General features: G+C 59.9%; 19 protein-coding genes and 1 tRNA gene. 11 read left to right on the top strand and 9 right to left on the bottom strand.

The genetic code is table 11. The annotated features are described in order from the left end of the window. Positions 1-100 precede the first annotated feature (100 nt). Entirely contained in the window at positions 101-1,087 is a 987-nt protein-coding gene (locus ACED88_RS06800; protein ID WP_237204972.1) for a hypothetical protein, read from the bottom strand. Positions 1,088-1,473: 386 nt separating this feature from the next. Here ACED88_RS06800 and ACED88_RS06795 point away from each other — a divergent pair, with 386 nt between their 5' ends. The 9 genes from ACED88_RS06795 (at position 1,474) to ACED88_RS06755 (ending at position 9,704) form a co-directional block, all read left to right on the top strand. Continuing rightward, positions 1,474-2,334, top strand: coding sequence for a ParA family protein (locus ACED88_RS06795; protein WP_237185541.1), 861 nt, complete (start codon positions 1,474-1,476; stop codon positions 2,332-2,334). A gap of 151 nt (positions 2,335-2,485) precedes the next feature. Continuing rightward, a complete protein-coding gene (locus ACED88_RS06790; RefSeq protein ID WP_449109124.1) occupies positions 2,486-3,316 on the top strand; it encodes a segregation and condensation protein A in 831 nt (276 codons plus the stop codon). Then, positions 3,313-4,116 (top strand): SMC-Scp complex subunit ScpB, encoded by an 804-nt coding sequence (gene scpB, locus ACED88_RS06785; protein ID WP_431463825.1) that lies wholly within the window; start codon positions 3,313-3,315, stop codon positions 4,114-4,116. Before ACED88_RS06790 ends, scpB begins: the two co-directional genes overlap by 4 nt. Before the next feature lie 59 nt (positions 4,117-4,175). Continuing rightward, positions 4,176-5,258, top strand: a complete 1,083-nt coding sequence (locus tag ACED88_RS06780; protein ID WP_449109123.1) for a pseudouridine synthase — start codon at positions 4,176-4,178, stop codon at positions 5,256-5,258. Beyond that, positions 5,258-6,412: a prephenate dehydrogenase gene (locus tag ACED88_RS06775; RefSeq protein WP_449109122.1), complete on the top strand. Its 1,155-nt coding sequence runs from the start codon at positions 5,258-5,260 to the stop codon at positions 6,410-6,412. The genes ACED88_RS06780 and ACED88_RS06775 overlap by 1 nt, the downstream gene beginning before the upstream one ends. An 11-nt stretch (positions 6,413-6,423) precedes the next feature. Then, positions 6,424-7,095, top strand: coding sequence for a (d)CMP kinase (gene cmk, locus ACED88_RS06770; RefSeq protein ID WP_449109121.1), 672 nt, complete (start codon positions 6,424-6,426; stop codon positions 7,093-7,095). Positions 7,096-7,191: 96 nt separating this feature from the next. Further along, a complete protein-coding gene (gene der / locus ACED88_RS06765) occupies positions 7,192-8,769 on the top strand; it encodes a ribosome biogenesis GTPase Der (protein ID WP_449109120.1) in 1,578 nt (525 codons plus the stop codon). Between the two features lie 137 nt (positions 8,770-8,906). Beyond that, a tRNA-Pro gene (locus ACED88_RS06760) sits at positions 8,907-8,980 on the top strand. Between the two features lie 262 nt (positions 8,981-9,242). Continuing rightward, a complete protein-coding gene (locus ACED88_RS06755) occupies positions 9,243-9,704 on the top strand; it encodes a hypothetical protein (RefSeq protein ID WP_237204979.1) in 462 nt (153 codons plus the stop codon). Positions 9,705-9,785: 81 nt separating this feature from the next. Here ACED88_RS06755 and ACED88_RS06750 read toward each other — a convergent pair whose 3' ends face one another. Beyond that, the gene (locus tag ACED88_RS06750) at positions 9,786-12,242 is read right to left on the bottom strand and encodes an ExeM/NucH family extracellular endonuclease (RefSeq protein ID WP_449109119.1); all 2,457 of its coding nucleotides are present in this window, start codon (positions 12,240-12,242) and stop codon (positions 9,786-9,788) included. A 509-nt stretch (positions 12,243-12,751) separates the two neighbouring features. Here ACED88_RS06750 and ACED88_RS06745 point away from each other — a divergent pair. Continuing rightward, positions 12,752-14,407 carry an L-lactate permease gene (locus ACED88_RS06745; protein ID WP_449109118.1) on the top strand — a complete coding sequence of 552 codons (1,656 nt, stop codon included), beginning with the start codon at positions 12,752-12,754 and terminating at the stop codon, positions 14,405-14,407. A gap of 100 nt (positions 14,408-14,507) precedes the next feature. Here ACED88_RS06745 and ACED88_RS06740 read toward each other — a convergent pair whose 3' ends face one another. Then, on the bottom strand, positions 14,508-15,026 hold the full coding sequence (locus ACED88_RS06740) for a hypothetical protein (RefSeq protein ID WP_449109117.1): 519 nt from the start codon (positions 15,024-15,026) through the stop codon (positions 14,508-14,510). A 567-nt stretch (positions 15,027-15,593) separates the two neighbouring features. Between ACED88_RS06740 and ACED88_RS06735 the strand changes: the two genes are divergently transcribed. Beyond that, positions 15,594-16,883 (top strand): cytochrome P450, encoded by a 1,290-nt coding sequence (locus tag ACED88_RS06735; protein WP_449109116.1) that lies wholly within the window; start codon positions 15,594-15,596, stop codon positions 16,881-16,883. Here ACED88_RS06735 and ACED88_RS06730 read toward each other — a convergent pair. From ACED88_RS06730 to ACED88_RS06705, 6 genes are all read right to left on the bottom strand, one after another. Further along, positions 16,880-18,094, bottom strand: coding sequence for an Mbeg1-like protein (locus ACED88_RS06730; RefSeq protein WP_449109115.1), 1,215 nt, complete (start codon positions 18,092-18,094; stop codon positions 16,880-16,882). The genes ACED88_RS06735 and ACED88_RS06730 overlap by 4 nt on opposite strands. Positions 18,095-18,133: 39 nt before the next feature. After that, positions 18,134-18,448: a hypothetical protein gene (locus ACED88_RS06725; protein ID WP_449109114.1), complete on the bottom strand. Its 315-nt coding sequence runs from the start codon at positions 18,446-18,448 to the stop codon at positions 18,134-18,136. 56 nt (positions 18,449-18,504) lie between these two features. Then, on the bottom strand, positions 18,505-19,206 hold the full coding sequence (locus ACED88_RS06720) for a DNA-3-methyladenine glycosylase I (RefSeq protein WP_449109113.1): 702 nt from the start codon (positions 19,204-19,206) through the stop codon (positions 18,505-18,507). After that, on the bottom strand, positions 19,206-19,715 hold the full coding sequence (locus ACED88_RS06715) for a methylated-DNA--[protein]-cysteine S-methyltransferase (RefSeq protein ID WP_449107300.1): 510 nt from the start codon (positions 19,713-19,715) through the stop codon (positions 19,206-19,208). The genes ACED88_RS06720 and ACED88_RS06715 overlap by 1 nt, the downstream gene beginning before the upstream one ends. 122 nt (positions 19,716-19,837) lie before the next feature. Continuing rightward, the gene (glpK, locus tag ACED88_RS06710; RefSeq protein WP_237195254.1) at positions 19,838-21,391 is read right to left on the bottom strand and encodes a glycerol kinase GlpK; all 1,554 of its coding nucleotides are present in this window, start codon (positions 21,389-21,391) and stop codon (positions 19,838-19,840) included. A gap of 83 nt (positions 21,392-21,474) precedes the next feature. Beyond that, positions 21,475-22,272, bottom strand: a complete 798-nt coding sequence (locus tag ACED88_RS06705; RefSeq protein WP_237195255.1) for an MIP/aquaporin family protein — start codon at positions 22,270-22,272, stop codon at positions 21,475-21,477. Between the last annotated feature and the right edge of the window lie 25 nt (positions 22,273-22,297).

The following is a 22,297-nucleotide window of genomic DNA, read 5'->3' as shown; positions in this document are numbered from 1 at the left end:
GTTGTATGGGCGGGTGTTTGCGGTGGTGCGGGGGTTGGTGTTTTTGGCTGCGGGTGGGACTTTTGAATAAGCCTCAATAATCTTACTTCAACAATTGAATTTAGCTTTTCTTTCTATTTTTTAGAGAAAGGGGAAGCTTTCCTTTTGCTGAACCGATAATTTGTTTAGCTTGCTCTTTTTTGTTGGTCTTGGACTCATCTTCATCGAGGATAAACTCTTCGGGCACCTTGCCATCGGGCCATGCTAGTGGGAGTCCCTTTAGGTGCTTCTGAAGCTGGCCTGATTGGGATTTAAGGGACGCGTAGGTTAGGCTTCCGGAAATTATCCCGCCAGCCAGGGGGACAGCCTTTGCTACACCTTTTGCAAAGCTGTCTTTGGTAACCTTAACCCCGATAAATCTCAGTGTCTTTTTGATTGGGCCGTAATAAAAGGTTTTCGTTAGAGCCTTTTTAGCGATATTTCGTTGAACAGCAGGGCGAGCTATATCGTTCGCAAATTTCATGAGATTATTTGCCGCACCCCCTACTCCAAGCATTACTCCAAGAAACATCGCAAATTTTGCAACTGTTTCATCATCTTTTTCGTTCAAATCAGAGATGAACGACTGCCATCCATACAAATACGCTAATTTCTGCATCACGCGGAATGCATGTACATAGTATTGCGTAACATCAGCGGGAATGGTTGCAATCATTCCAAACCCGCCAGGAAGGCCGGCAGCAAAAGAGATTGCTGAGGATTTACGAGTCTCAAATTCGATAGCAGATTTTGCAAGTTTATCGATAAGACGCGAGTCTATACCGGCCTGAGCGGGAGTAGAATTGATTACCTCATCAATTTTGTCTTCAGGAATGAATGCCTTTTCAAGTTCACTCCTAATGAACGCCTCTCTGTCAATTTTGACACCCTTAAGGCGAGTGATGGTAGTGATAAATTTTCTACCTATTTCTTCTGCCTCGTCGTCAGTAACTTCGTCTGTAACGGGTTGAAGGGCCTCAGACGGGGGTAACGCTGAATCTAGATTTAGTTCAGTGCTTTTAGAGTCTTCATCTACTGTTGGCTTAGCGGCAGGAACTGTGGAATCCATGGGCAACCTTTACTTATAAAATCAAGAGATTTGGAGTTCTGATGAGTTGTTAACGATTGTAGTGGCATGTAGTCACCGCACAGAAGGTTTTGAGATTCCAAATCTGGTAAATCTGTAACTTCAGTGACTGCTGAGGTCGCTCATACTGATAACTCACTCAAGGTGTTCCCTAACAACGATCATTGGTTTAATCCTTTGGAGCTGTGGTAACAGCTACCTGGCATAACCTCCTGGTTCCTAGCGTTTGGAAGAAGCCCTCGACCTGCTCGCAGCAGGCAAGGCGGCCCCGGCAAAATCGTCGTTGAAATGAACTAGAAGGTGATGACTTGCACCCACCAGCTAAACTGGTAGGTAAAAGTCTTGAACCCAACCAAAGGTGAAACACAGTGACTGAAACCGGCGCTGAGCAGCTCGGCCCCACCGGCCGCCCCCTGCGCATCTACCCCGACCCCGCCCCCCTCTCCACCCACGGGCCCGCCCGCATCATCTCCATGGTCAACCAAAAGGGCGGCGTCGGAAAAACCACCTCCACCATCAACCTCGGTGCCGCGCTCGCAGAAGCCGGACGCCGCGTCCTACTCGTCGACTTCGACCCCCAGGGCGCGCTGTCCGCCGGTTTCGGCGCCAACCCCCACGAACTCGACCTCACCGTCTACAACGTCATGATGGACCGCAAGGTCGACATCCGCGAGGTTATCCAGAGCACCGAATTCGAGAACATCGACCTGCTCCCCGCCAACATCGATCTCTCCGCAGCTGAAGTGCAGCTGGTCAACGAGGTCGCCCGCGAGCAGGTTCTCGCCAGCGCCCTGCGTAAGGTCGAAAACGACTACGACGTTATCCTGATTGACTGCCAGCCCTCCCTGGGCCTGCTCACCGTCAACGCCCTGACCGCCAGCCACGGCGTCATCATCCCGCTCATCTGCGAGTTCTTCGCCCTGCGCGCGGTAGCCCTGCTAGTAGATTCCATCGAAAAGGTACAGGACCGTCTGAACCCCAAGCTCGAAATCGACGGCGTGCTGGCCACCATGTTCGACTCCCGCACCCTGCACTCAAAAGAGGTGCTGGCCCGCATCGTCGACGCCTTTGGAGACAAGGTCTTCGACACCGTCATCAAGCGCACCGTTAAGTTCCCCGATGCCTCCGTATCGGCAGAGCCTATCCTGTCGTACGCCTCGAACCACCCCGGTGCCGAGGCCTACCGTCAGCTGGCCCGCGAGCTGATCTCCCGCGGCGGAGCCCCCTAAACGCACCTGCCCCTATGCTCTAGGCTACTTTTGCCCGGCTGCCCTTGAAGAACCTCGGGGCAGGCGGGCACAATGGTTAAAACACAGAAAAAGAACGGCTCATGAGAAGCCGCCGAATCCTGGCTCAAAGACCCACAGGAGACTCGCTGCCGTGACGGTACCGAACACACTTACCGAGAGCGCCCCTGCGCCCTTTATACTCACCCTGAGCAACTTCGAAGGCCCCTTCGACCTGCTGCTCACCCTGATTTCCCGCCGTAAACTCGATATCACCGATATCGCCCTGGCCGAAGTCACCGACGAATTTCTCACCTACATCCGCCCCCTGCTTGAAGACGGCAGCGATGCCGCCCTCAACACCGCAAGCGACTTCCTCGTCACCGCTTCCACCCTGCTCGAACTCAAAACAGCGCGACTGCTCCCGCGCAGCGACAAAGCTCTAGCCGCCAACCCCGACCTGCTTGAAGCCCGCGACCTGCTCTTTGCCCGCCTGCTTCAGTACCGGGCCTACCGCGAGGTGGCAAGCGTGCTCGAAGAGCGCTTCACCGCAGAAAATCAGCGCTTTTCCCGCACCGTAGCCCTCGAACCGGCCTTCACCAAGGTGCTACCCGAGCTGGTCTTCGACCTGACCCCGCAGGCATTTGCTGAGATTGCCGCCCGCGCCCTGCGCCTGCACGAAGACCCCGACATCGAGCCGGAACCCGAGCACATCGACACCGGCCACATCTACACCCCGGCCACCACCATCGCAGCCGAAGAAGCGACGCTACTGGCCAAGCTGGGGGAGAGCGGCGGGCAGTTGAGCTTCGCCGAGGCCTGCGCGGACGCCCCCAGCCGCGAAGTCGTGGCCGTCCGCTTTCTTGCGGTGCTAGAACTCTATAAAGAAGGCAAACTCGCCGTAGAGCAGGGCCAGGCTCTGGGCCCCATCACCCTGCGCCTTGAAAGCCCAGCAACCGCCCACCGGGAAGGAGAGACAGAATGAGCGGGAACCCCGACTACACCGACGATGACCTTAAGATTCTGCTCTCTGGCAGCTGGGAGGCTGAACCGGAGCAGGAGCCCGAACCTGAGCCAGCACCGCAACCCGAGCCAGTACCAGAAGAAACCTCCCCGGTGGTACCCCAACCCGCTGCTAAGCCAACGAAAGCCGCTCCGCAGGTGGCGGCGTCCGCCCACGAACTCAACCGAGTTGAGCTCCAACCCGGCGGCGTGAAAGCCGCTATCGAGGCGATTTTGGCGGTAGCCGAGGTGCCGGTGAGCGTCCGCGAGTTCGCGGCGGCCCTGATCGTCTCAGAACGAGCCATCGAAACCGCCCTCGACGAGCTGATGCGCGACTACGACGGCTACGACGATGCCACCGGCACCCACGAGCCCCGCGGCTTTGAACTCCGCCAAGTGGCAGGTGGCTGGCGGCTCTACTCCCGGGCTGATTTTTCACCCTGGGTCAGCCGGTTCGTGGTGGGTGCCCAGACCGTCAAACTCACCAAGGCAGCCCTCGAAACCCTGGCCGTCATTGCCTACCAGCAACCGGCCACCAAGGCCTATATCGCCCAGGTACGCGGGGTTTCGGCGGACGCGGCGGTGCGCAACCTCCTACAGCGCGGCCTCATCACCGAGACCGTTCCCGATGAAACCGGGGCCACCCAGTACATCACCACCGACACCCTGCTTGAAAAGCTGGGGCTGAACTCCCTCGACGAGCTTCCCGCCCTGGCTCCCTACCTACCCGACCCCCACGAGGTGGGCAGCAGCACCACCCTAGACTTGGATGACCCCAGCTAGCGCACACGCTAGCTGCGGCATCACCAGAAACTACGACACAGAGGAAAGAGATAAAAGAAATGGCATACGGAAACAACTCATCACGAGGTAACTCAAACCGCGGCGGCCGCCCCGGTGCAGGCAAAGCAGGAGCCGGACGCAGCGGCAAGGGCTTTGCCGGCGCTGGCAAGGGCGGAGCCGGTAAGGGCGGTTCAGGTCGTTCAGGTTTCGCCGGTAACAAGGGCGCTAAGCCCGGTGCCCCCGGCGGCCCCCGCAAGGCCGGTACCGGTAAGGGCCCCAAGTTCCGCTCAGGCCAGCCCTTCGCTAAGGAAATGGGCGAGTTCCGCCCCGCTAACCGCGGCTCCAAGAACTTTGGCCCCCACCGTCCGCGCCGCCCCAAGAATGCACCCGTCGACCACTACCCCTTCTATGACCACGAGGGCGTCCGCCTGCAGAAGATCATGGCATCCGCCGGTGTGGCATCCCGCCGCGTCTGCGAAGAAATGATTGAAGAAGGTCGCGTGACCGTCAACGACGTCCTGGTAACCGAACTCGGCGTACGCGTTAACCCCGACCAGGTCACCATCCAGGTCGACGGCATGACCATCCAGACCAACGACAAGCTGGTCTACATGGTGCTCAACAAGCCCGCCGGCGTCGTCTCAGCCATGGACGACCCCGACGGCCGCCCCAACATCTCCAACTTCCTGCGCTCCTCCATGACCGAACGTGTCTTCCACGTGGGCCGACTGGACGTTGAAACCGAAGGTCTGCTCCTGCTGACCAACGACGGCGAACTAGCCAACCGCCTGACCCACCCCTCCTACGAGGTACCCAAGACCTACCTGGTGCAGGTACCCGGCCCCATGGAACCCGGTATCGGTGCAGCCATGAAGAAGGGCCTGCGCCTGGAGGACGGCGTCACCCGTGTTGACGAGTTCAAGCTGGTCGACTCAACCCCCGGCCATGTGCTCGTTGAGGTCACCATCCACTCCGGTAAGAACCGCATCATCCGCCGCATGTTCGAGCATGTCGGCTACCCCGTCGAGAAACTGGTGCGCGTTGAGATGGGCCCCATCCACATCGGCTCCCAGAAGCAGGGCACCGTACGCAACCTGTCCAAGGTCGAAATCGGTAAGCTGCTGGCCTCGGTAGGCATGTAATGAGCGGTTCACTCACCGTCTTCGACTCCCACCTGCACGGCCCCGTCCTGGTGATTGGCGCGGGCCTGCTGGGTGCCTCCATCGGGCTGGGCCTGAGCCACCGCGGCTACACGGTCTACATCTCCGATATCTCACCCACCACCGAAGCCGTCGCCGAAGACATCGGTGCCGGTACCTCCCTGCGAGCCCTAGCCACCGAGTGGCAAGGGAAAACAGGAGCGGACGCCCCCGACCAGCTGGAACTTACCCCTCAGCTGGTTGTCGTGGCGGCACCCCCGGACGTCACCGCCGACCTGGTGGTGCGCGCGCTCGCCGACTACCCGGCGTCCTTTGTCATCGACATAGCCTCGGTGAAGTCAGGGATCTTAGAGCAGGTGCGGGCCTCTGGGGTTGATGTGAGCCGCTACCTGGGCACCCACCCCATGGCCGGGCGTGAAAAATCCGGCCCCGTGGCTGCCCGCGGTGAGCTCTTCTCAGCCCGCCCCTGGGTGCTCTGCGACCACGAGACGGTGCGCCCCGAACTGGTGAAGGTAGCCCAGCAGCTGGCAACCGAACTGGGCTCAACCATCACCCATATGGATGTGGAAGAGCACGACCGCACCGTCGCCCTGATTTCCCACGTGCCCCAGGTAATGAGCTCTCTGCTGGCCTCTCGTCTGCAGGATACCCCCCTCTATGCGCTCGGCCTGGCCGGGCAGGGCCTGCGTGATACTACCCGTATCGCAGCCTCAGACCCCGGGCTGTGGGTGCAGATCCTTTCGGCCAATGCCGAGCCCGTGGTACAGACCCTTTACGGGGTGCGTGAGGACCTAGAGCGCCTCATCAGCACCCTGGAAGCCCCCACCGCTGCCGGGGCTAGGCTCGATATCGCCCAGCTCATGAGCGAGGGTAACTCGGGCGTGGCCCGCATACCCGGCAAGCACGGCGGCTCACCGTCCGCCTTTGCCCAGCTGACCGTGCTGGTGGACGATACCCCCGGCACCCTGGCTCGCCTGCTCGTTGAAATCGGTGAACTGGGCGTCAACCTGGAAGACCTGCGCCTGGAACACTCACCCGGTGCCCAGGTCGGCATGGCCGAAATTTCGGTCAACCCCAATGAACACGAAAAACTCATCGAAGACCTCACCAGCCGCGGCTGGAAGGTGGTCAAGTAAGGAAGAAAACTATGTCTGACAAGCTCGTGATCGCCATTGACGGCCCTTCTGGCTCCGGCAAGTCCTCGGTCTCTAAGGCCGTGGCCCGCCACTACGGGCTCGAATACCTCGACACCGGCGCCATGTATCGTGCCCTGACCTGGTACTGCCTAGACACTCAGGTCAACACCGAGGACGCCGCAGCCCTGGTTGCTGCCGCCCGCAGCTTCCCCTACGTGCAGGGCACCAGCCCCGACGAAGAGATCATCGAGGTCGGGGGAGTAGACGTGCGCGAGTCTATCCGCGAACCCCGCATCTCTGAGGCGGTTTCTGCTGTTGCCTCGAACATGGACGTCCGTCAGATCCTGATCGACCTGCAGCGGGACTTTATCGCCCGTTCTAAGGCCGGCATGGTGGCAGAAGGCCGCGACATCACCACCGTCGTTGCCCCCGACGCCGACGCCCGCGTCCTGCTCACCGCCAGCGAAGAAGTGCGCCTTGCCCGCCGCGGCCTGCAGCTGGGTGGCACCCAGAACTCCGAGCAGCTCGCAGCCCAGGTCTCAGCCCGCGACGCCAAAGACTCCAAGGTCACCAGCTTCACCGAAGCTGCTGAAGGCGTAGCCCTCGTTGACTCATCAGAACTCAACTTCGAAGAAACCATCGCAGCGGTTATCGAAGCCGTCGAAGGCCAACTCAAGCGCTAGTGACCGGGTGGCGTGCAGGCGTCCGCCCCACCGTGAACTAAACTTATCTACCAACGCACCGGCACCCGCCGGAAACCACCACAGGAGGTATCGCCCATGAGCGACGAACTCACCCCCCACGACGACTACGAGGTCAAGTTCCTCGGCGGCGGCGACGATGACGTATCGGACCGCCTGGCCGAAATTGACGACGAAACCGCAGACCAGCGCGCCGAAGCCCTGCTTGCTGGCCTGGAAGACTACGACCTGGACGAAGAAGACCGCGCGCTGCTGGCGTCCTGGGGCTACGACACCGACGAGGACGACAACCGCGAAGCCGACCCCGTGGTCGCCATCGTCGGCCGCCCCAACGTCGGCAAGTCCACCATCATCAACCGAATCCTGGGCCGCCGCGAAGCCGTGGTTGAAGATAAGCCCGGCGTGACCCGCGACCGTGTTTCCTACAAGGCCGAATGGGCCGGTAAGGACTTCACCCTGGTCGATACCGGCGGTTGGGAAGCCGACGCCAAGGGTATCGACGCGCAGGTCGCGGCTCAGGCGGAAATCGCTGTTGCCCACGCCGACGTCGTCCTGCTCGTGGTAGATGCCATGGTTGGCATTTCAGCCACCGACGAAGCGATTGTGCGTATGCTCCGCCGCGTCGACAAGCCGATCTTGCTGGTCGCCAACAAGGTCGATACCGAGCACCAGGAAGCAGAAATTCACGCCCTGTGGTCCCTCGGCATGGGCCAGCCCCATCCCGTCTCAGGTGTCCACGGCCGCGGCTTGGCCGATATGCTCGACGCCATGATGGAAGTACTGCCTGAGCACTCTCAGTACGCCGAGCCCGAGGCCCTGGGCGGCCCCCGCCGTATTGCCCTGATTGGTCGCCCCAACGTGGGTAAGTCCTCCCTGCTCAACAAGCTGGCAGGTGAAGAACGCGCCGTGGTCAACGACCTGGCTGGCACCACCCGCGACCCCGTGGACGAAATCGTCGAACTGGGCGGCCGCCCCTGGCGCTTTGTTGATACCGCAGGTATCCGCCGCCGCCAGCACATGGCCAAGGGCGCAGACTTCTACGCCTCCCTGCGCACCCAGACCGCTATTGAGCGCGCCGAGGTTGCCGTGGTGCTCCTGGACGTTTCAGAACCCCTGAGCGAGCAGGACGTCCGCATCGTGCAGATGGCTGTTGACTCCGGCCGCGCCATGGTCCTGGCCTTCAACAAGTGGGACACCCTTGATGAAGACCGTCGCGAAATGCTCGAACGCGAGATTGAGCGCGACCTGGCCCATGTGAAGTGGGCACCTCGCGTCAACATCTCAGCCAAGACCGGCTGGCACAAGGACAAGCTGGTTCCCGCCCTGGAACACTCCCTGGAATCCTGGGACTCCCGCATCCCCACCGGTCGCCTGAACGCCTTCCTGGGTGAAATCGTGGCAGCCCACCCCCACCCCCTGCGTGGCGGTAAGCAGCCCCGTATCCTCTTCGGTACCCAGGTTTCCTCCCGCCCGCCCAAGTTCGTTCTCTTCACCACCGGCTTCCTTGATCCCGGCTACCGCCGCTTCATCGCTCGCCGTCTGCGTGAAACCTTCGACTTCACCGGCACCCCCATCGACATCACCATGCGCGTGCGTGAGCGCCGCAGCCTGGGGGAGCGCCAGAGCGGTAAGTCAGGTAAGGGCGGACGCCGCTAACACCGGCCCATTTGAAGTGTGACCTAAAACGCTCCAAAAAAGCCCCAAAAACCCGGTTTTCGATTTTGCACTCTCTCAAAGAGGTGTGTATAGTTATACGAGTGCTCAAGGGAACGGCAAAGTTCACGAGAGACAATCGGGTTGTGGCGCAGCTTGGTAGCGCACTTGACTGGGGGTCAAGGGGTCGCAGGTTCAAATCCTGTCAACCCGACAGATAAAGCTCCGGCCACTAGGGTAAAACCTAGTGGCCGGAGCTTTTTTGTTGCCTGAAGAGCGGGGCTAGCTGGTGAAGCTGCCCTGTGGATATCGCTTACCGGGCGTCATAGTCGCGTCACGGCTCCACCGTTTTCGGGGAGGTGCGGACGCCCGCACCCCGGGTTTGCCCGGAAAATACGGGGTAGGTGCGGTTACAGGGTTATCCACAGGCTGCCCCTGCCTGTACTGGTCAGCCCTGGTTTTTCTAGCCTAGTGGCATGACTCAGCTAGAAGAACTCAACCAGAAACTGCTCACCTGCCAGCAGCTCACCGCCCGTTACCCTAACCGTTACCAGCTTGAGGCCGCAATAGCGCGGGGGCTCTACCGGCGGGTAGCACGCGGTTTTTACCTGCACCGCACCGACTGGGATAGTCTCACGCCGGAAGAAGTCTATCTTGCCCGGGTACTGGCCCTGGCGGCGTCCTACCCCGGAATTATCTTCTCCCACCAGACAGCCGCCCTGCTCCACGGGTTGCCCCTAGAAAACCTGCCCGAGACTGTACATGTCTACTGCTACCACCGTACCCGCGCCAAAGACTACACCGTGCACCACGGGGAGCTGCACCTGCCTACCGATACCACCGTGCTCGCCCCGGGCATTCGCATCACCAGCCTGGAGAGAACCCTCACCGATTTGGCAGAGAAGCCGAGCACACAGCGCTACCGCATCAAACTATAAAGAACCGCCTGCCCCGAAGTAGCCGGAGCAGGCGGTCGTACTGCTATCTAGTAGCACTCACAGGCAGGTGTAAGGCAACTGCTACTTGTTGTGAGCGTAGCGGTAGATAAACGCGGCCATGGCATCGCGCTTAATAGGCTCGTAGGGGCGGAAGGTGCCGTCGCCCCACCCCGTGGTGATACCGCGAGAACGCAGCCACATAATTTCACGGTAGAAAATGGTGCTCTCGGGAACATCCACAAACTGTGACCCCTTAGGTGCTACATAGTAGGGCTCTCCTGCGTAGCGATAGAAGAAGGCCGCCATAGCATCGCGCTTAATGGGCTCGAAGGGGCGGAAGGTGCCATCTGCCCAACCGGTAGTAATGCCCTCGGCCTTGAGCCACTCAATTTCCTTGTAGAAGGGGTGGGTCTGATCTACGTCTGTGAAGGACGGAGTTGCGGGAGCCTCAAAGGCGGGAGAGCCTGCCAGGCGGTAGAAGAAGGCGGCAGTAGCTCCGCGGTCAATGTTCTCGTAGGGGCGGAAGGTGCCATCTGCCCAGCCGGTGGTGATGCGCTGCTGAGCCAGCCACATGATTTCACGGTAGAAAATATCGGCTTCAGTGACGTCAACAAAAGAAAGGGGCTCAGGAGTCAGATTTATACCAACCAGCAGGGGGTCGTGGTCTGATGAGCGGAACTCGTTGGCCTCGTAGAAGTCGGTGACATTGCTGTTGTAGCGGCTGTATTCGAGGGCTACGGACTCAACAGAGTTGATGTTCCAGACCTGGGCGCTCTCAACCTTTTCGGTGAGGGCAGGGGACGCCAGAATATGGTCGAGGGAGCCGACTCTGCCACCGTAGAGATAGGTATGGCCAGCGTCGTACTTCTCACCCAGGTTGGTGTAACCGGCGGAGTAGAGCACCTGCATGGGGTCTTCCTGGGTGTAGGAGTTGAAGTCACCTAGCAGCATGATGTTTTCGGTGCTGTGCCGTTCACCCTGGGCGGCAGCAAAGTTAACCAGGGCGGTAGCCTGGGCTACACGAGAAGCGTTGGAGCTGCCCTGGCCGTCCTTCTGGTCAGCGTCGGCGCCGCTGCCGGAGCCCTTGGACTTGAAGTGATTGACGACAGCTACAAAGACATCATCCCCACCGCTTGCAGTTGAACCTGCCGGAGCGAAGGCCTGGGCCAGGGGCTGACGGGCATTAGAGAAAGCTGCATCGTCAAGAATTGCGGACTCACCGACGGGGGTCACCTCAGCGGGCTGGTAGATGAAGGCGGTGCGAATGACGTCCTCGCTGGCAGGCAGAGCAGTGGGGGAAGCAACAGCCGCCCACTTCTCGTAGCCAGCGTCCTTATTGAGCTCTTCAACCAGCTTGTTCAGAGCGATATCGCGGTTATCGTGACCAGTGGCTAGAGTGTTCTCAATTTCTTCAAGGGAGAGAACAGAGGTATCAATCTTGTTGATAGCCTGCACGATTTTGGACTGCTGGCGTTCGAAGCTAGCTAGGGTTGCTGCCCCTCGAACGGCACAGCTACCGCTGACGGTAATGGGGTTCTTTTCGCGGTCGGTGTAGAACTTGCAGCCTGCGACGGTGTCGCCCACGGTGGTGAAGTAGTTGAGGACGTTGAAGCTAGAGATGCTGTGCTCGCTTGCTACCTCAGGGGCGGCTGTGCGGGTGTTGGACCAGGACGCCGGCAGTGCAGCGGGGTCGGTTGCGCCGTTGACCGGAGCGGTGGGCTGTAGACGCCAGGCGTTGAAAGAGTAGCCCAGAACAACCGGGTTGTTGAAGCTGACGGCAGCTCCGACGCGTAGCGGGTTGCTGGTGGAGACATAGGGCAGCGGGGTGCCGGTGCCTGCTCGGCTGTAATCCACGGTTGCACCGTCATCGAGCAGAAGAACCTTAGCCGCATTATCTGCTTCGTAGGCGAGGGCTGCTGTGCCGGGGGCTACAACGTCGGTTGCGGTGCGCAGGGCCTGGGTGCCGTTGACAAGGCCAACTTCACCGTAGCGGTTGGTGTTGTAGTTATCGGTGACGGTGATATCGCCGGTGGGCTGTAGGAGCATGCCTTCGAGGGCTTCACGGGCCTCTTCACCCTCAGGTAGCTGGCCGGTCACCGGGGCGACAGAGGCAAAGGGGACAGCAAGGACGGTGAGGTCAGCCGCGCGGGACACCGTAATCTGGGTTTGCCCATTATATTCAGAAACTGCGCCGGTTACTTCAACGAGGTCGCCCTGAGAAACCTGCGCTACGGTGGAGGGGGAGTAAACGAAGATGCCGTCAGAAGCACCCGGAGTGCGGTTCTCTGCACCTGTTCCCTCGGTCTGAATAAAGTAGCCGCGTAGGCCGCCCTCGGCATAGACGGCTGTGACGACACCGCGGGTAGTGACGCTTTGACCGGCGAGCGGGCTGGTAGCTCCGGTGCCCTGGATGGTAGCAATCGAGGTGAGCTCGGCAGCTTGGGCCGGAAGGGCCGTGAGTAGGGGAGTCAGCGTGGCGGTGGAGGCAAGAAGAGCAAGCGCCGTACGGTGGTGTGATAGGCGTCGGAAATCAGGCATGAGAATCCTTGGGGAATGTTAACAGTAGATGTGTGGTGATGTGACTCATGGAGCCACCTCACACCATTCTAGGGTCTTGCCTGTACAAAATTTAAAGCCGCGATTCAAAAATTAAGTAGCGGGACGGTTAATTTTTGCCACTTTGTCGGTGGGCATGTGTGGGTCTGTGGGTTTTGCTTAAGCGGTGTGGTTATTGGGGTGGAAACTGTTGCCGGTGTAAGCAAGTCCACGGTGTTAGGGTGGGGGTGTTTTTAAGTGGGGTAACACATGTTGAGTGGAAGGGTGAGTTGCTTTTGACTAGGCCTGATGTGAAAATGAACCCTCCGATGCAGGTATGCATCTTAGACAGGATCACTTAGGTCTTTTTTGACCTTTACAGATACCCTCGCGCGGGGTTGGTTTTTGTAAGTTTTGTGTGTGAATTGGTGGTAATTTAGGAGGTAGAAAAGTGCAAACAGCACACAAAACCAATCGCGGAACGTACCTCCGCAGCGAAGGAACCCATACTCATGTGGCAGCAGGTCTATGACCCACTGAACAACCAGGCGCTCTCAGCCCTCGTGGCGGCAGTGCCGATCCTCGTCTTCCTCCTAGGGCTCACCGTCCTGAAAATGAAGGGCCTGCACGCAGCCCTCGTCTCCCTGGCTTCGGCCGTGGCACTGGCCGTCCTCGTCTTCGGCATGCCCTTTGCCTCCTCCCTCTCAGCCATCGGCTACGGCTTCCTCTCTGGCATGTGGCCCATCGGCTGGATTGTGCTCATGGCCGTCTGGCTCTACCGCATCACCGTCCGCGCCGGTAACTTCGAAGTGATCCGCGGTTCGGTCTCAGCGATTTCTGCTGACCAGCGCATCCAGGTTCTTCTGATTGCCTTCTGTTTCGGCGGCTTCCTTGAAGGTGCCGCGGGCTTCGGTATTCCGATTGCTATCTGTGCTGCCCTGCTGGTAACCCTCGGTTTTGAACCCGTCAAGGCATGTCTTCTGGCCCTGGTCTCCAACGTTGCCTCCGGTGCCTACGGCGCTATCGGCATCCCCGTCCTCACCGGCTCCACCGTCTCCGGTGTGCCCCAGGCTGAATTGAACTCCATGATGGTCTGGGTCCTGCAGATTATCACCATCTTCATCCCCGTTCTGCTGGTCATGATGCTGGACGGCATCCGCGGCCTCAAAGAAACCGGCCTGGTTGCCCTGGGCCTGGGCGTTATCGTTTCCGCTGCCCAGGCAGGCGTCCTGCTGGCTATTGGCCCCGAACTTGTAGACATCATCCCCTTCCTGCTTGGCCTGATTCTGCTGGCCGTCACCATGATGAAGTGGCAGCCCGCCCACATCTACCGCGAACCCGGCGCTCCCTCCCTCGAAGAACTTAAGAAGAGCCCCAGCGCCTTCACCTTCTCCGGCGTCGTCAAGGCATGGAGCCCCTTCATCATTCTGTCCATCATGATTCTGCTCTGGTCGACTCCCCTCATTAAGGCCCTGGTTAAGGCTGAGACCGAAACCAGCGCAGCGGGTGCTCTTAACTGGACCACCATCCCCGTCCAGATGCCCGCCTTGCACGGCCAGATTTCCCAGGTCGCTCCCATCGTGGCAGAAGAAACCGCCATGAAGGCAGTCTGGAACTGGACCCTCTTCGGCGCATCAGGTACCGCTATCCTCTTCGCTGCCCTGATTACCATCGCCATCTCTAACATCAGCTGGAAGGCAGCCTTCGAAGAACTCGGCGGCGCCTGGAAGCAGCTCTGGCAGCCCATTCTGCTCATCTGCCTGGTCATGGCTGTAGCTAACGTGATGAACTTCGGTGGTATGTCCTCCGCCCTGGCTCTGGCCCTGGCAGCTGTCGGTTCCATCTTCCCGCTCTTCTCGCCCATCATCGGCTGGATTGGCGTGTTCGTCACCGGATCCGTGGTCAACAACAACACTCTCTTTGCCGGCCTGCAGGCCACCACCGCAAGCCAGATTGGCGCCAACTCCGGCCTGCTGGTTGCAGCTAACACTGCCGGCGGTGTGATGGCTAAGGTTGTTTCACCCCAGTCCATCGCGATTGCGGCGGCATCGGTGAACATGTCTGGCCAGGAATCAAAGATCACCAACGCAGCCATCAAGTACTCGCTGGCTCTGCTGGTTATCCTCTGTGTCTGGGTCTTCGTACTCTCGCTGATTATGCCTGCCTAAAGCTAGCGGCATAAGCCGGTATTAGAAAAGGACGCCCGCCCCACCTTCTCCTGCTTGAGGCAGGGAGGTGGGGCGGGCGTCCTTATACTTTTAACTACTGTTAGAACTCAATAAATTCAGTAGCGTTCATCTTGAACGATGCAGTTCCGGTGCTACATACAAGGTAGGTGCCGTCGTTGAGGCAAGAAGCTTTTTCTGTGTTGATGGAGTACCCCACCGGCAGAGCAGCTACATCAGTGTTGACAATGCTTTCTTTACTAGCATCCTGAACCAGGGCACCGTTCTGGTCCAGAGTTATAACGAGGTTTGTATTGCCTCCGCTAGGTTTGACGCACGCAAGGTGGTTACCTTCACCCAAGCTACAGCTCACGCCATGGGCTTGTGCTGTGATTGAAAAATGACCGGTCATTGAAGTTTGTGTATACGGTTTCGGATCGCCGATAGGAATTCCACCCAGTCGATAGTCAGTCATTGCCTCGAGCCTGTTCCCATTGCCCTCACATGAGACGGTGCGGCCCATGAATCTTGTTTCAAGCGGCATGTAAGAACGGCAGAGATATCCACCGACGTTTACTTGTTCACTAGATCCCGTGAACTGTGCATTGAAGTCTGCAAACACCTGCTGTACTTCGGCGCACGAGGCTGAGCCCTCCGCTAGGACGAGCGTGGTGAAGCCGGTATTGCTGGGGCCGCAGTCGGTGCCTGCCGTGACAGCGGGTCCCTCCGCTTCAGCGACAGCGGGCTCAGCAGAGGGTGAAGGCGCAGGCTGCTCGGTAGTAGCTACAGGAGATGGTGCTTCTGAGGTTTCAGTAACCTGCGGGGCGGGGCTAGGGGTAGTGCTCGCCTCAGATGTTGAGGGGCTCGGCGAAGAAGTCGCCGAAGAAGATACGGTGCTTGGTGCTGCGGTGGGTGCCGCAACGTTACCCTGACCGCCACAGGCGGAGAAAAGAAGAACTGCACACAGCGAAGTAGCTGACGCGGCTCGGCCTAGTGAAAAAGACATGATTGCTCCCGGTGAGTAGCGTGGTGTGTGGTGTTCAGCTTACCCGAAACAAACTCCCAGAAAAGATATTTCTCGTAAGTTCTCAACCAGTGCAGCCTTAGGGTAGCTAGTGCAGGTTAAACGGTGGGCGGCACGCCTGACCAGCTGGTCTAAATACCCGCTGAAAGAAAGTAAACTGTTGGTATGAGCATCACACCCGTAAAAAACCTATTGAATGACCAGCTGCCCAGCTTCATCAAGCAGGGCTACCTCTTTATGTCGCACCAGCGCCGCAAGGCCGGGGTCTCCGCAGAGTCGCACTGCCCCGTTACCTTCTCCGCCCTGGGCGGCACCGCAACCCTGATTCGCGGCGAAGAAGCCGTGGATTTCTTCTACGATGAGTCCAAGATTAGCCGCGGCGGTGCCATGCCCGCAGCGATCCAGGGGCCCCTCTTCGGTGAAGGCGCCGTTCACACCCTCGACGGTGAAGCCCACAAGGTTCGTAAGGCCAAGATGGCCGAAATGGCCTACGCCGACGAGCGCGTTGAGGCTTTCAAGGGCTTCGTTGAAGAAGAAATGAAGGCCCTTATTGAACGCTGGAAGACCAACCCCGGTAACATCTACGACGATGTCGCTGTAGCCTACGGCCGCGCCGCCTTCCGCTGGGCCGGGGTGCCCGCGTCCGACCGCGAGCTCAACAAGCGCGCCACCCAGATGAGCCACCTGCTCGACACCTTCGGTGAGCTTAAGCAGAACGTGCTCTCCTGGATTGACCGTAAGAAGCTGGACGCCTGGGCCGAAGAGCTCATCGAAAAGGTCCGCTCCGGCGAACTGACCGTCGAACCCGACTCGGTAGTGCGCCACATGGCTGACCTGCGCGACGAAAAGGGTGAGCTGGTCACTGCCAAGCTGGCCGGTATTGAGCTGCAGAACCTTACCCGCCCCACCGTGGCTGTCTCCCGCTTCGCCGCTTTCGCAGCCGTCGCTATGGTTGAGAACCCCGAGTGGGCTGCTAAGGTCAAGAAGGCAGTGGAAGACGCCGACGGTCGCCTAGTTAACATCCCTGAAGCCGTTGCTTTCGCCCAGGAAACCCGCCGCAAGTACCCCTTCGTTCCCATGCTCCCCGCCATGGTCAAGGAAGATACCGAGCTTTCGGGCTGCCCGATTCAGAAGGGCCAGCGCGTCCTGCTGGACATTCTGGGCACCAACACCTCACCCCAGCTCTGGAAGAACGCCACCAGCTTCGACCCCCAGCGCTTCCTCGACCAGCCCGACTATGAAGCGATCAAGGGCTTCATTCCCCAGGGCGGCGGCGATGTGCTCACCGGTCACCGTTGCCCCGGCGAGAAAATCGCGGTGGCTGCGCTGTCCTCCACCATCGCAGCGCTCTCAGCAGATAATGTCACTATCTCTGAAGACGCCGAAGATACCACCTTCAGCATGACTCAGATGCTGACCCGCCCCAAGACCGGCGTGCGCGTCACCGTCAGCTAGGGCAGGCGTCCGCCCCGCTCAGTAGAGAATAAATCAGCCAGGTTCCGGCTCCCCACCCGCACGGTGGGAAGAAGCCGGGGCCTAGCTATTTTAAGGACGCTCCCGCTCGCCTTTCGCTGCTCACTGCGGGTCTGACGCCACAAGACCAAGAAATCGTCGAGGGCTCCTTGCACTAGCTGGTAGGTTTCGGGGTCAAGACCCTGGGCCTTAGCGCGCATGAGCTGGATGAAGGGCACAATGTTCTGGCCAATAGCTAGCAGGCTGGTATAGCCCTCATCCATGGCTAGGCCAAAACAAATATCCACCACCTGCTGCACCTCTTCGGGAGAGTGGCGCTCTAGCCAGGCCCGGGTGACCGTCTCAACCCGGTCGCTGGCGGGCGTGGGGTGCTCGGCCAGCATGAAGTGCCCCCGAGCATCAGCATGCCAGTTAAAAATAGAATGCTGGACCAGGCCGAAGAAGCTGCTGGCTACCACCTGCGGGCTGCCCTGTTTGAACATCAGACGGCCCACGATGCTATCGACCGGGATGTACTCCACCGTTTTATCCAGAGTGCGCCGGTAGCCGGGGTGGTCGAGAAAGTCAGGTACAAAGCCGGGGGAGTCAAAGGTAATCAGTTCGTCAATACGATTCTGGGCCTGCTCGCTCTGCATGCTGGCTGCGTGTACCGCCAGGTGGCCCCCTTTAGAATGGCCGGTGACATACAGGGGCGTCTTCGGCGCCCGGGCCAGGGCACGTGAGAGGTAATCAACCGCCAGCGCCTGGGCCGGGATCTGCTGCCGGGCAGCCAGATGAAAATCCTCTTTCCAGCCGGTCAGCGTATCGTCGGTGCCGCGAAAGATGACCTGTTTGAGCACCCCGGGGAGCACCAGGGTGAGAGCCGCAAACTGAACCTGCTCCGCGTCGTCCTGCCGTGCCTCATAACGGTAGAACTTGAGCCCGGCAAAGCGGACGGACGCCGCCACCAGCTTAAGCAGCTGCAGCCGCTGGGCGGTAGCCAAGAACCAGTTGGCGCGCAGCTCGCTGTCGCTGTAGAACTCCTGGTAAATCTGCGCCGCCCCGACCCCGTAGGCAAACCCGGCATGGTGCTCGGCAACCGCATCGAGGGGGAGGTAGGCCAGCTCATTGAGCAGGCAGAGGTCAACGTGGGTGAGCGGACGCTCCTGCGGAGTGTCGTGCAGGTGCTTCTGAGCGTAAGCGAGCAGGTTCATAGGCTCTCTACAGTTGGTTCAAATCTATCTTGCCCATGCTCAGCCGCAGCGCTCGGCGTCCGCAACCTGCGAAAGTACCGACCAGGCCCCATCAATCCCCGCCTGATCCTGATAGAGCAGGGTTATAGAAACACCCGGGTCAAAGGTGAAGTCATGGAAGGTGCCCTCACCGATAGCGGAATGGGCGTGGCGCAGGGCCTGCTCGGCCTGCTCTAGACTGCCGAACCGGTCGGGGCTAAACCGCAGGAAACCCGAGATGGACGGGTTGGGGGAGTAGGTGGCTGCCTCTGCGGCATCACCGTTAACCCAGACGCAGGCGGTGGGAGCTGAGATAGGAGGGAAAGTGGAAGTCATAGCTCCTATCTTCGCATAGAATAACCAACCCAATCTGGGTGGGCGAATCACCAGCGTTAGGGAAGAGACACCGTGTTTCGCCGCGTGCCGTCCTCGTTCCACAGGCCTGAGATGCCGCGGCGGTGGGATGTCACCAGGTGGGTATCGAGCACGCCGATGGCTTCCATCATGGCGTAGGCACTGGTGGGCCCGATGAACTTAAAGCCCAACTTCTTCAAGGTTTTAGAGAGAAGCAGGGAATTCTCATCCTGCGTGGGTATATCGGAGAGGACGGCCGGGGTGGGGGTATGCTCGGGCTGGAAAGACCAGATGAGGGCTGGCAAACCGGCTTCAACCTGCTGGCCTGCTGCCAGCGTCCGCGCGCCTAGGTCGATAGTGGTTCCGCCGGGAGCTACTAGCTGACCAGCCGATCGTAGAGCAAGTGTGGCCTGGGCGTTGCCGATAGCAGCCCGGATCTTGCCACGGTGGCGAATAATGCGGGCGTCCGCAGCTAGCCGCTCCACGTCGTCCTCGGTGAAAGCCGCAACCTTCTCAACCTCAAAGCCCTCAAAGAGCTCGCGGAAGGCCTCGCGCTTGGTCAAGATAGTGCGCCAGGAGAGCCCGGCCTGAAAACCTTCGAGGCAGAGGCGCTCAAAGACTCCCTGCTCGTCGGTGACGGGCACACCCCACTCGGTATCGTAATAGGCCTGCATATCACCATCGTCTGCGGCCCAGACCGGGCGCGCTAGCCCGTCGGTACCTACCCGGGTATCGGTCATTAGAAGAGCCGTCCTTCAACCTCGGCGCTGGGCTCTTCGAGGGTCAGCAGAAACTCTTTACGTTCCAGCCCGCCCGCGTAGCCGGTGAGCTTGCCGTCTGAGGCTACCACCCGGTGGCAGGGGATAAAAATGGTGACCTTATTACGGCCCACGGCCTGGCCAACCGCCTGAGCCGGGGCACCCGGCCCCACAATCTTGGAAATAGCCCCGTAGGTGGTGGTGTAGCCGTAGGGAATCTCGCGCAGGGCCGCCCACACCGCCAGCTGAAAATCGGTGCCGTCAGGAGCAATCGGCAGCTCAAAAACGGTCCGTTTCCCGGCAAAGTATTCCAGCAGCTGGGCCTGGGCGTCGGTCAGCACCTCGCAGTCGCTCACCTCAATGCGGTGCCCCAGCTCTTCCTGCTTGGGGAAGTGGGCCTGGCCGGTAAACCAGGCACCGGTGAGGGCCTGCCCGTCGGAGGCCAAGATCATTTCACCCAGCGGGGTAAGGGTATGGGCGTGGTAGGTCATGTATTTAGTCTAGTTTGGCGGCATATAAATAGCCCTGCACCTCACCGATAGGTGACGATGCAGGGCTATTGTTTCAGCGCAAGACAGCTATCCTAGCGCTAGATTGCGACTTAGCCGGGTGCTTAGTCCTGTTCGACGTCCTCATCGACCCAGTCCAGGGTCTTAGAGACAGCCTTCTTCCACAGGCGGTACTGGCGCTCGACCTCGTCCTTGTCCATCTGGGGTTCCCAGCGCTTGTCTTCGGACCAGTTGTCGATGACGTCCTGCTCGCCGTCCCAGAAGCCGACGGCGATACCTGCGGCGTAGGCGGCGCCCAGGGCGGTGGTTTCAATGACCTTGGGGCGGATGACGGGTACGCCCAGCAGGTCAGCCTGGAACTGCATGAGGAACTCATTGGCGGTCATACCGCCGTCAACGCGCAGTTCCTCCAGGGAAACCTTGGTGCCGGCTGCCTCGGCGTCGGCATTCATGGCATCCAGTACTTCGCGGGTCTGGAAGGCGGTTGCTTCGAGAGCAGCGCGGACGATGTGGGCGCGGTTGACGTAGCGGGTCAGGCCAACGATGACGCCGCGGGCATCTGACTTCCAGTGGGGAGCGAAGAGGCCGGAGAAGGCGGGGACGACGTAGGCGCCACCGGAGTTCTCAACGCTGGTGGCCAGTTCTTCTGACTCGGCGGCGTTGTCGATCATCTTGAGGTTGTCGCGCAGCCACTGGATCAGGGAGCCGGAGACAGCTACGGAGCCTTCGAGGGCGTAGACGGGGTCGGCGTCGCCCAGCTTGTAGGCCACGGTGGTGAGCAGGCCGTTTTCTGAGATAACGGGCTTGTTGCCGGTGTTCATGAGCATGAAGTTACCGGTGCCGTAGGTGTTCTTGGCCATGCCCTTTTCGAAGCAGGCCTGGCCGAAGGTGGCTGCCTGCTGGTCGCCCAGAATACCTGAGATGGGGGTGCCGTTGAGCAGGCCCTTGGAGCGGCCGTGACCGTAGACTTCGGAGGAGGACTTGATCTCGGGCAGCATGCTCATGGGAATACCCATGTCGGCTGCGATGGATTCGTCCCATTCCAGGGTCTTGATATTCATCAGCAGGGTACGGGAAGCGTTGGTGACGTCGGTGACGTGCACACCGCCCTCAACACCGCCGGTCAGGTTCCAAAGGACCCAGGTGTCGGTGTTACCGAAGAGCAGGTCGCCTGCTTCTGCCTTCTCGCGGGCACCTTCGACGTTGTCGAGGATCCACTTGATCTTGGGGCCTGAGAAGTAGGTGGCCAGGTTGAGGCCAACGATGTCGTGGTACTTGCCGGGGCCTTCTTCGCCGCCGAGCTCGTCACAGATTTTCTGGGTGCGGGTATCCTGCCAAACAATGGCGTTGTAGACAGGCTTACCGGTGTTCTTGTCCCAGACGACGGCGGTTTCACGCTGGTTGGTGATGCCGACGGCTGCGATTTCGTGGTGGTTGACCTCTGCCTTGGTCAGGGCTTCACCCACGGACTGACGCACGTTTTCCCAGATTTCCATGGGGTCGTGCTCAACCCAGCCGGCCTTGGGGAAGATCTGCTCGTGTTCGTGCTGGCCGACGCTCTTGATTTCACCGGACTTGGTGAAGAGAATGGCTCGGGAGCTGGTGGTGCCCTGGTCGATGGAGAGCACGTACTTCTTACGCTCGGGGAGCTGTGACATGGTTTTTCTCTTTTCGTGTGCGCGCCGTCTTTGGCGCGGTAAGGGGTTGTCTTTAGTTTAGGGCGCGGACGCCGGTGGCCGGCTTAGACCAGCAGAGCGGGGACGAGGATTGCGGCTGCGGAGGCACCGATGAGGGGGCCAACAACGGGAACCCAGGCGTAGGCCCAGTCAGAGGAGCCCTTGCCCTTGATGGGCATGAGGGCGTGGGCGATGCGGGGGCCGAGGTCGCGGGCGGGGTTGATGGCGTAACCGGTGGGGGTACCCAGAGAAAGACCGATAGCGACAACGATGAAGGCTACAGCCAGGGGGCCCAGACCCGAGGGGGTGCTGCCGGAGGCCAGTACGAAGCCAACCAGAACGAAGGTGCCGAAGGCTTCGGTCAGGGTGTTCCAGCCGTAGGAGCGAATGGCGGGACCGGTGGAGAAGATACCCTTGGTGGTTCCGGGCTCAGCTTCGTCAAAGTGCTTCTTGTACACCAGGTAGGCACCCCAGGCACCCAGGAAGGCGCCAATCATCTGGGCGGCTACATAAACGAAGAAGTTACCAACGGTGGGGGCGATACCGGGGGCAAAGTCACCACCGGAAATCAAAAGACCCAGGGTAACAGCGGGGTTGAGGTGAGCACCTGAAGGGGCAGACATATAAACGGCCGCGAAAACCGCAAAACCCCAACCAAAGGCGATGGTTAGCCAGTCGGTGTTCTTAGCGGCTGACTTGGGCAGGGTAACTGCGGCACACACACCAGCACCCAGCAGAATTAGAATGCCGGTACCGATAACTTCAGAAACAAAAGCGCCGAGCAGGGTCGCATTGCCGTCTGCTGAGATAAGGGCGCTTGCCTGGACGCTAGCTTCAGCGCCAGCTACCAGTAGTGAGCTCATCGTTGACCTCGTATTTTCTGTGCGG

This window comes from Rothia sp. 11273D007AR, assembly GCF_053547255.1.
Note: the sequence above shows the minus strand (reverse complement) of the source record. Positions and strands in the feature narration are given on the sequence as shown.

Excerpts from the sequence above, each read along its gene's own strand:
- ACED88_RS06800 (WP_237204972.1), bottom strand. The coding sequence starts at position 1,087 with ATGGATTCCACAGTTCCTGCCGCTAAGCCAACAGTAGATGAAGACTCT.
- scpB (WP_431463825.1), top strand. The coding sequence starts at position 3,313 with ATGAGCGGGAACCCCGACTACACCGACGATGACCTTAAGATTCTGCTC.
- ACED88_RS06780 (WP_449109123.1), top strand. The coding sequence starts at position 4,176 with ATGGCATACGGAAACAACTCATCACGAGGTAACTCAAACCGCGGCGGC.
- ACED88_RS06775 (WP_449109122.1), top strand. The coding sequence starts at position 5,258 with ATGAGCGGTTCACTCACCGTCTTCGACTCCCACCTGCACGGCCCCGTC.
- cmk (WP_449109121.1), top strand. The coding sequence starts at position 6,424 with ATGTCTGACAAGCTCGTGATCGCCATTGACGGCCCTTCTGGCTCCGGC.
- der (WP_449109120.1), top strand. The coding sequence starts at position 7,192 with ATGAGCGACGAACTCACCCCCCACGACGACTACGAGGTCAAGTTCCTC.
- ACED88_RS06755 (WP_237204979.1), top strand. The coding sequence starts at position 9,243 with ATGACTCAGCTAGAAGAACTCAACCAGAAACTGCTCACCTGCCAGCAG.
- ACED88_RS06750 (WP_449109119.1), bottom strand. The coding sequence starts at position 12,242 with ATGCCTGATTTCCGACGCCTATCACACCACCGTACGGCGCTTGCTCTT.
- ACED88_RS06745 (WP_449109118.1), top strand. The coding sequence starts at position 12,752 with ATGTGGCAGCAGGTCTATGACCCACTGAACAACCAGGCGCTCTCAGCC.
- ACED88_RS06735 (WP_449109116.1), top strand. The coding sequence starts at position 15,594 with ATGAGCATCACACCCGTAAAAAACCTATTGAATGACCAGCTGCCCAGC.
- ACED88_RS06730 (WP_449109115.1), bottom strand. The coding sequence starts at position 18,094 with ATGAACCTGCTCGCTTACGCTCAGAAGCACCTGCACGACACTCCGCAG.
- ACED88_RS06725 (WP_449109114.1), bottom strand. The coding sequence starts at position 18,448 with ATGACTTCCACTTTCCCTCCTATCTCAGCTCCCACCGCCTGCGTCTGG.
- ACED88_RS06720 (WP_449109113.1), bottom strand. The coding sequence starts at position 19,206 with ATGACCGATACCCGGGTAGGTACCGACGGGCTAGCGCGCCCGGTCTGG.
- ACED88_RS06715 (WP_449107300.1), bottom strand. The coding sequence starts at position 19,715 with ATGACCTACCACGCCCATACCCTTACCCCGCTGGGTGAAATGATCTTG.
- glpK (WP_237195254.1), bottom strand. The coding sequence starts at position 21,391 with ATGTCACAGCTCCCCGAGCGTAAGAAGTACGTGCTCTCCATCGACCAG.
- ACED88_RS06705 (WP_237195255.1), bottom strand. The coding sequence starts at position 22,272 with ATGAGCTCACTACTGGTAGCTGGCGCTGAAGCTAGCGTCCAGGCAAGC.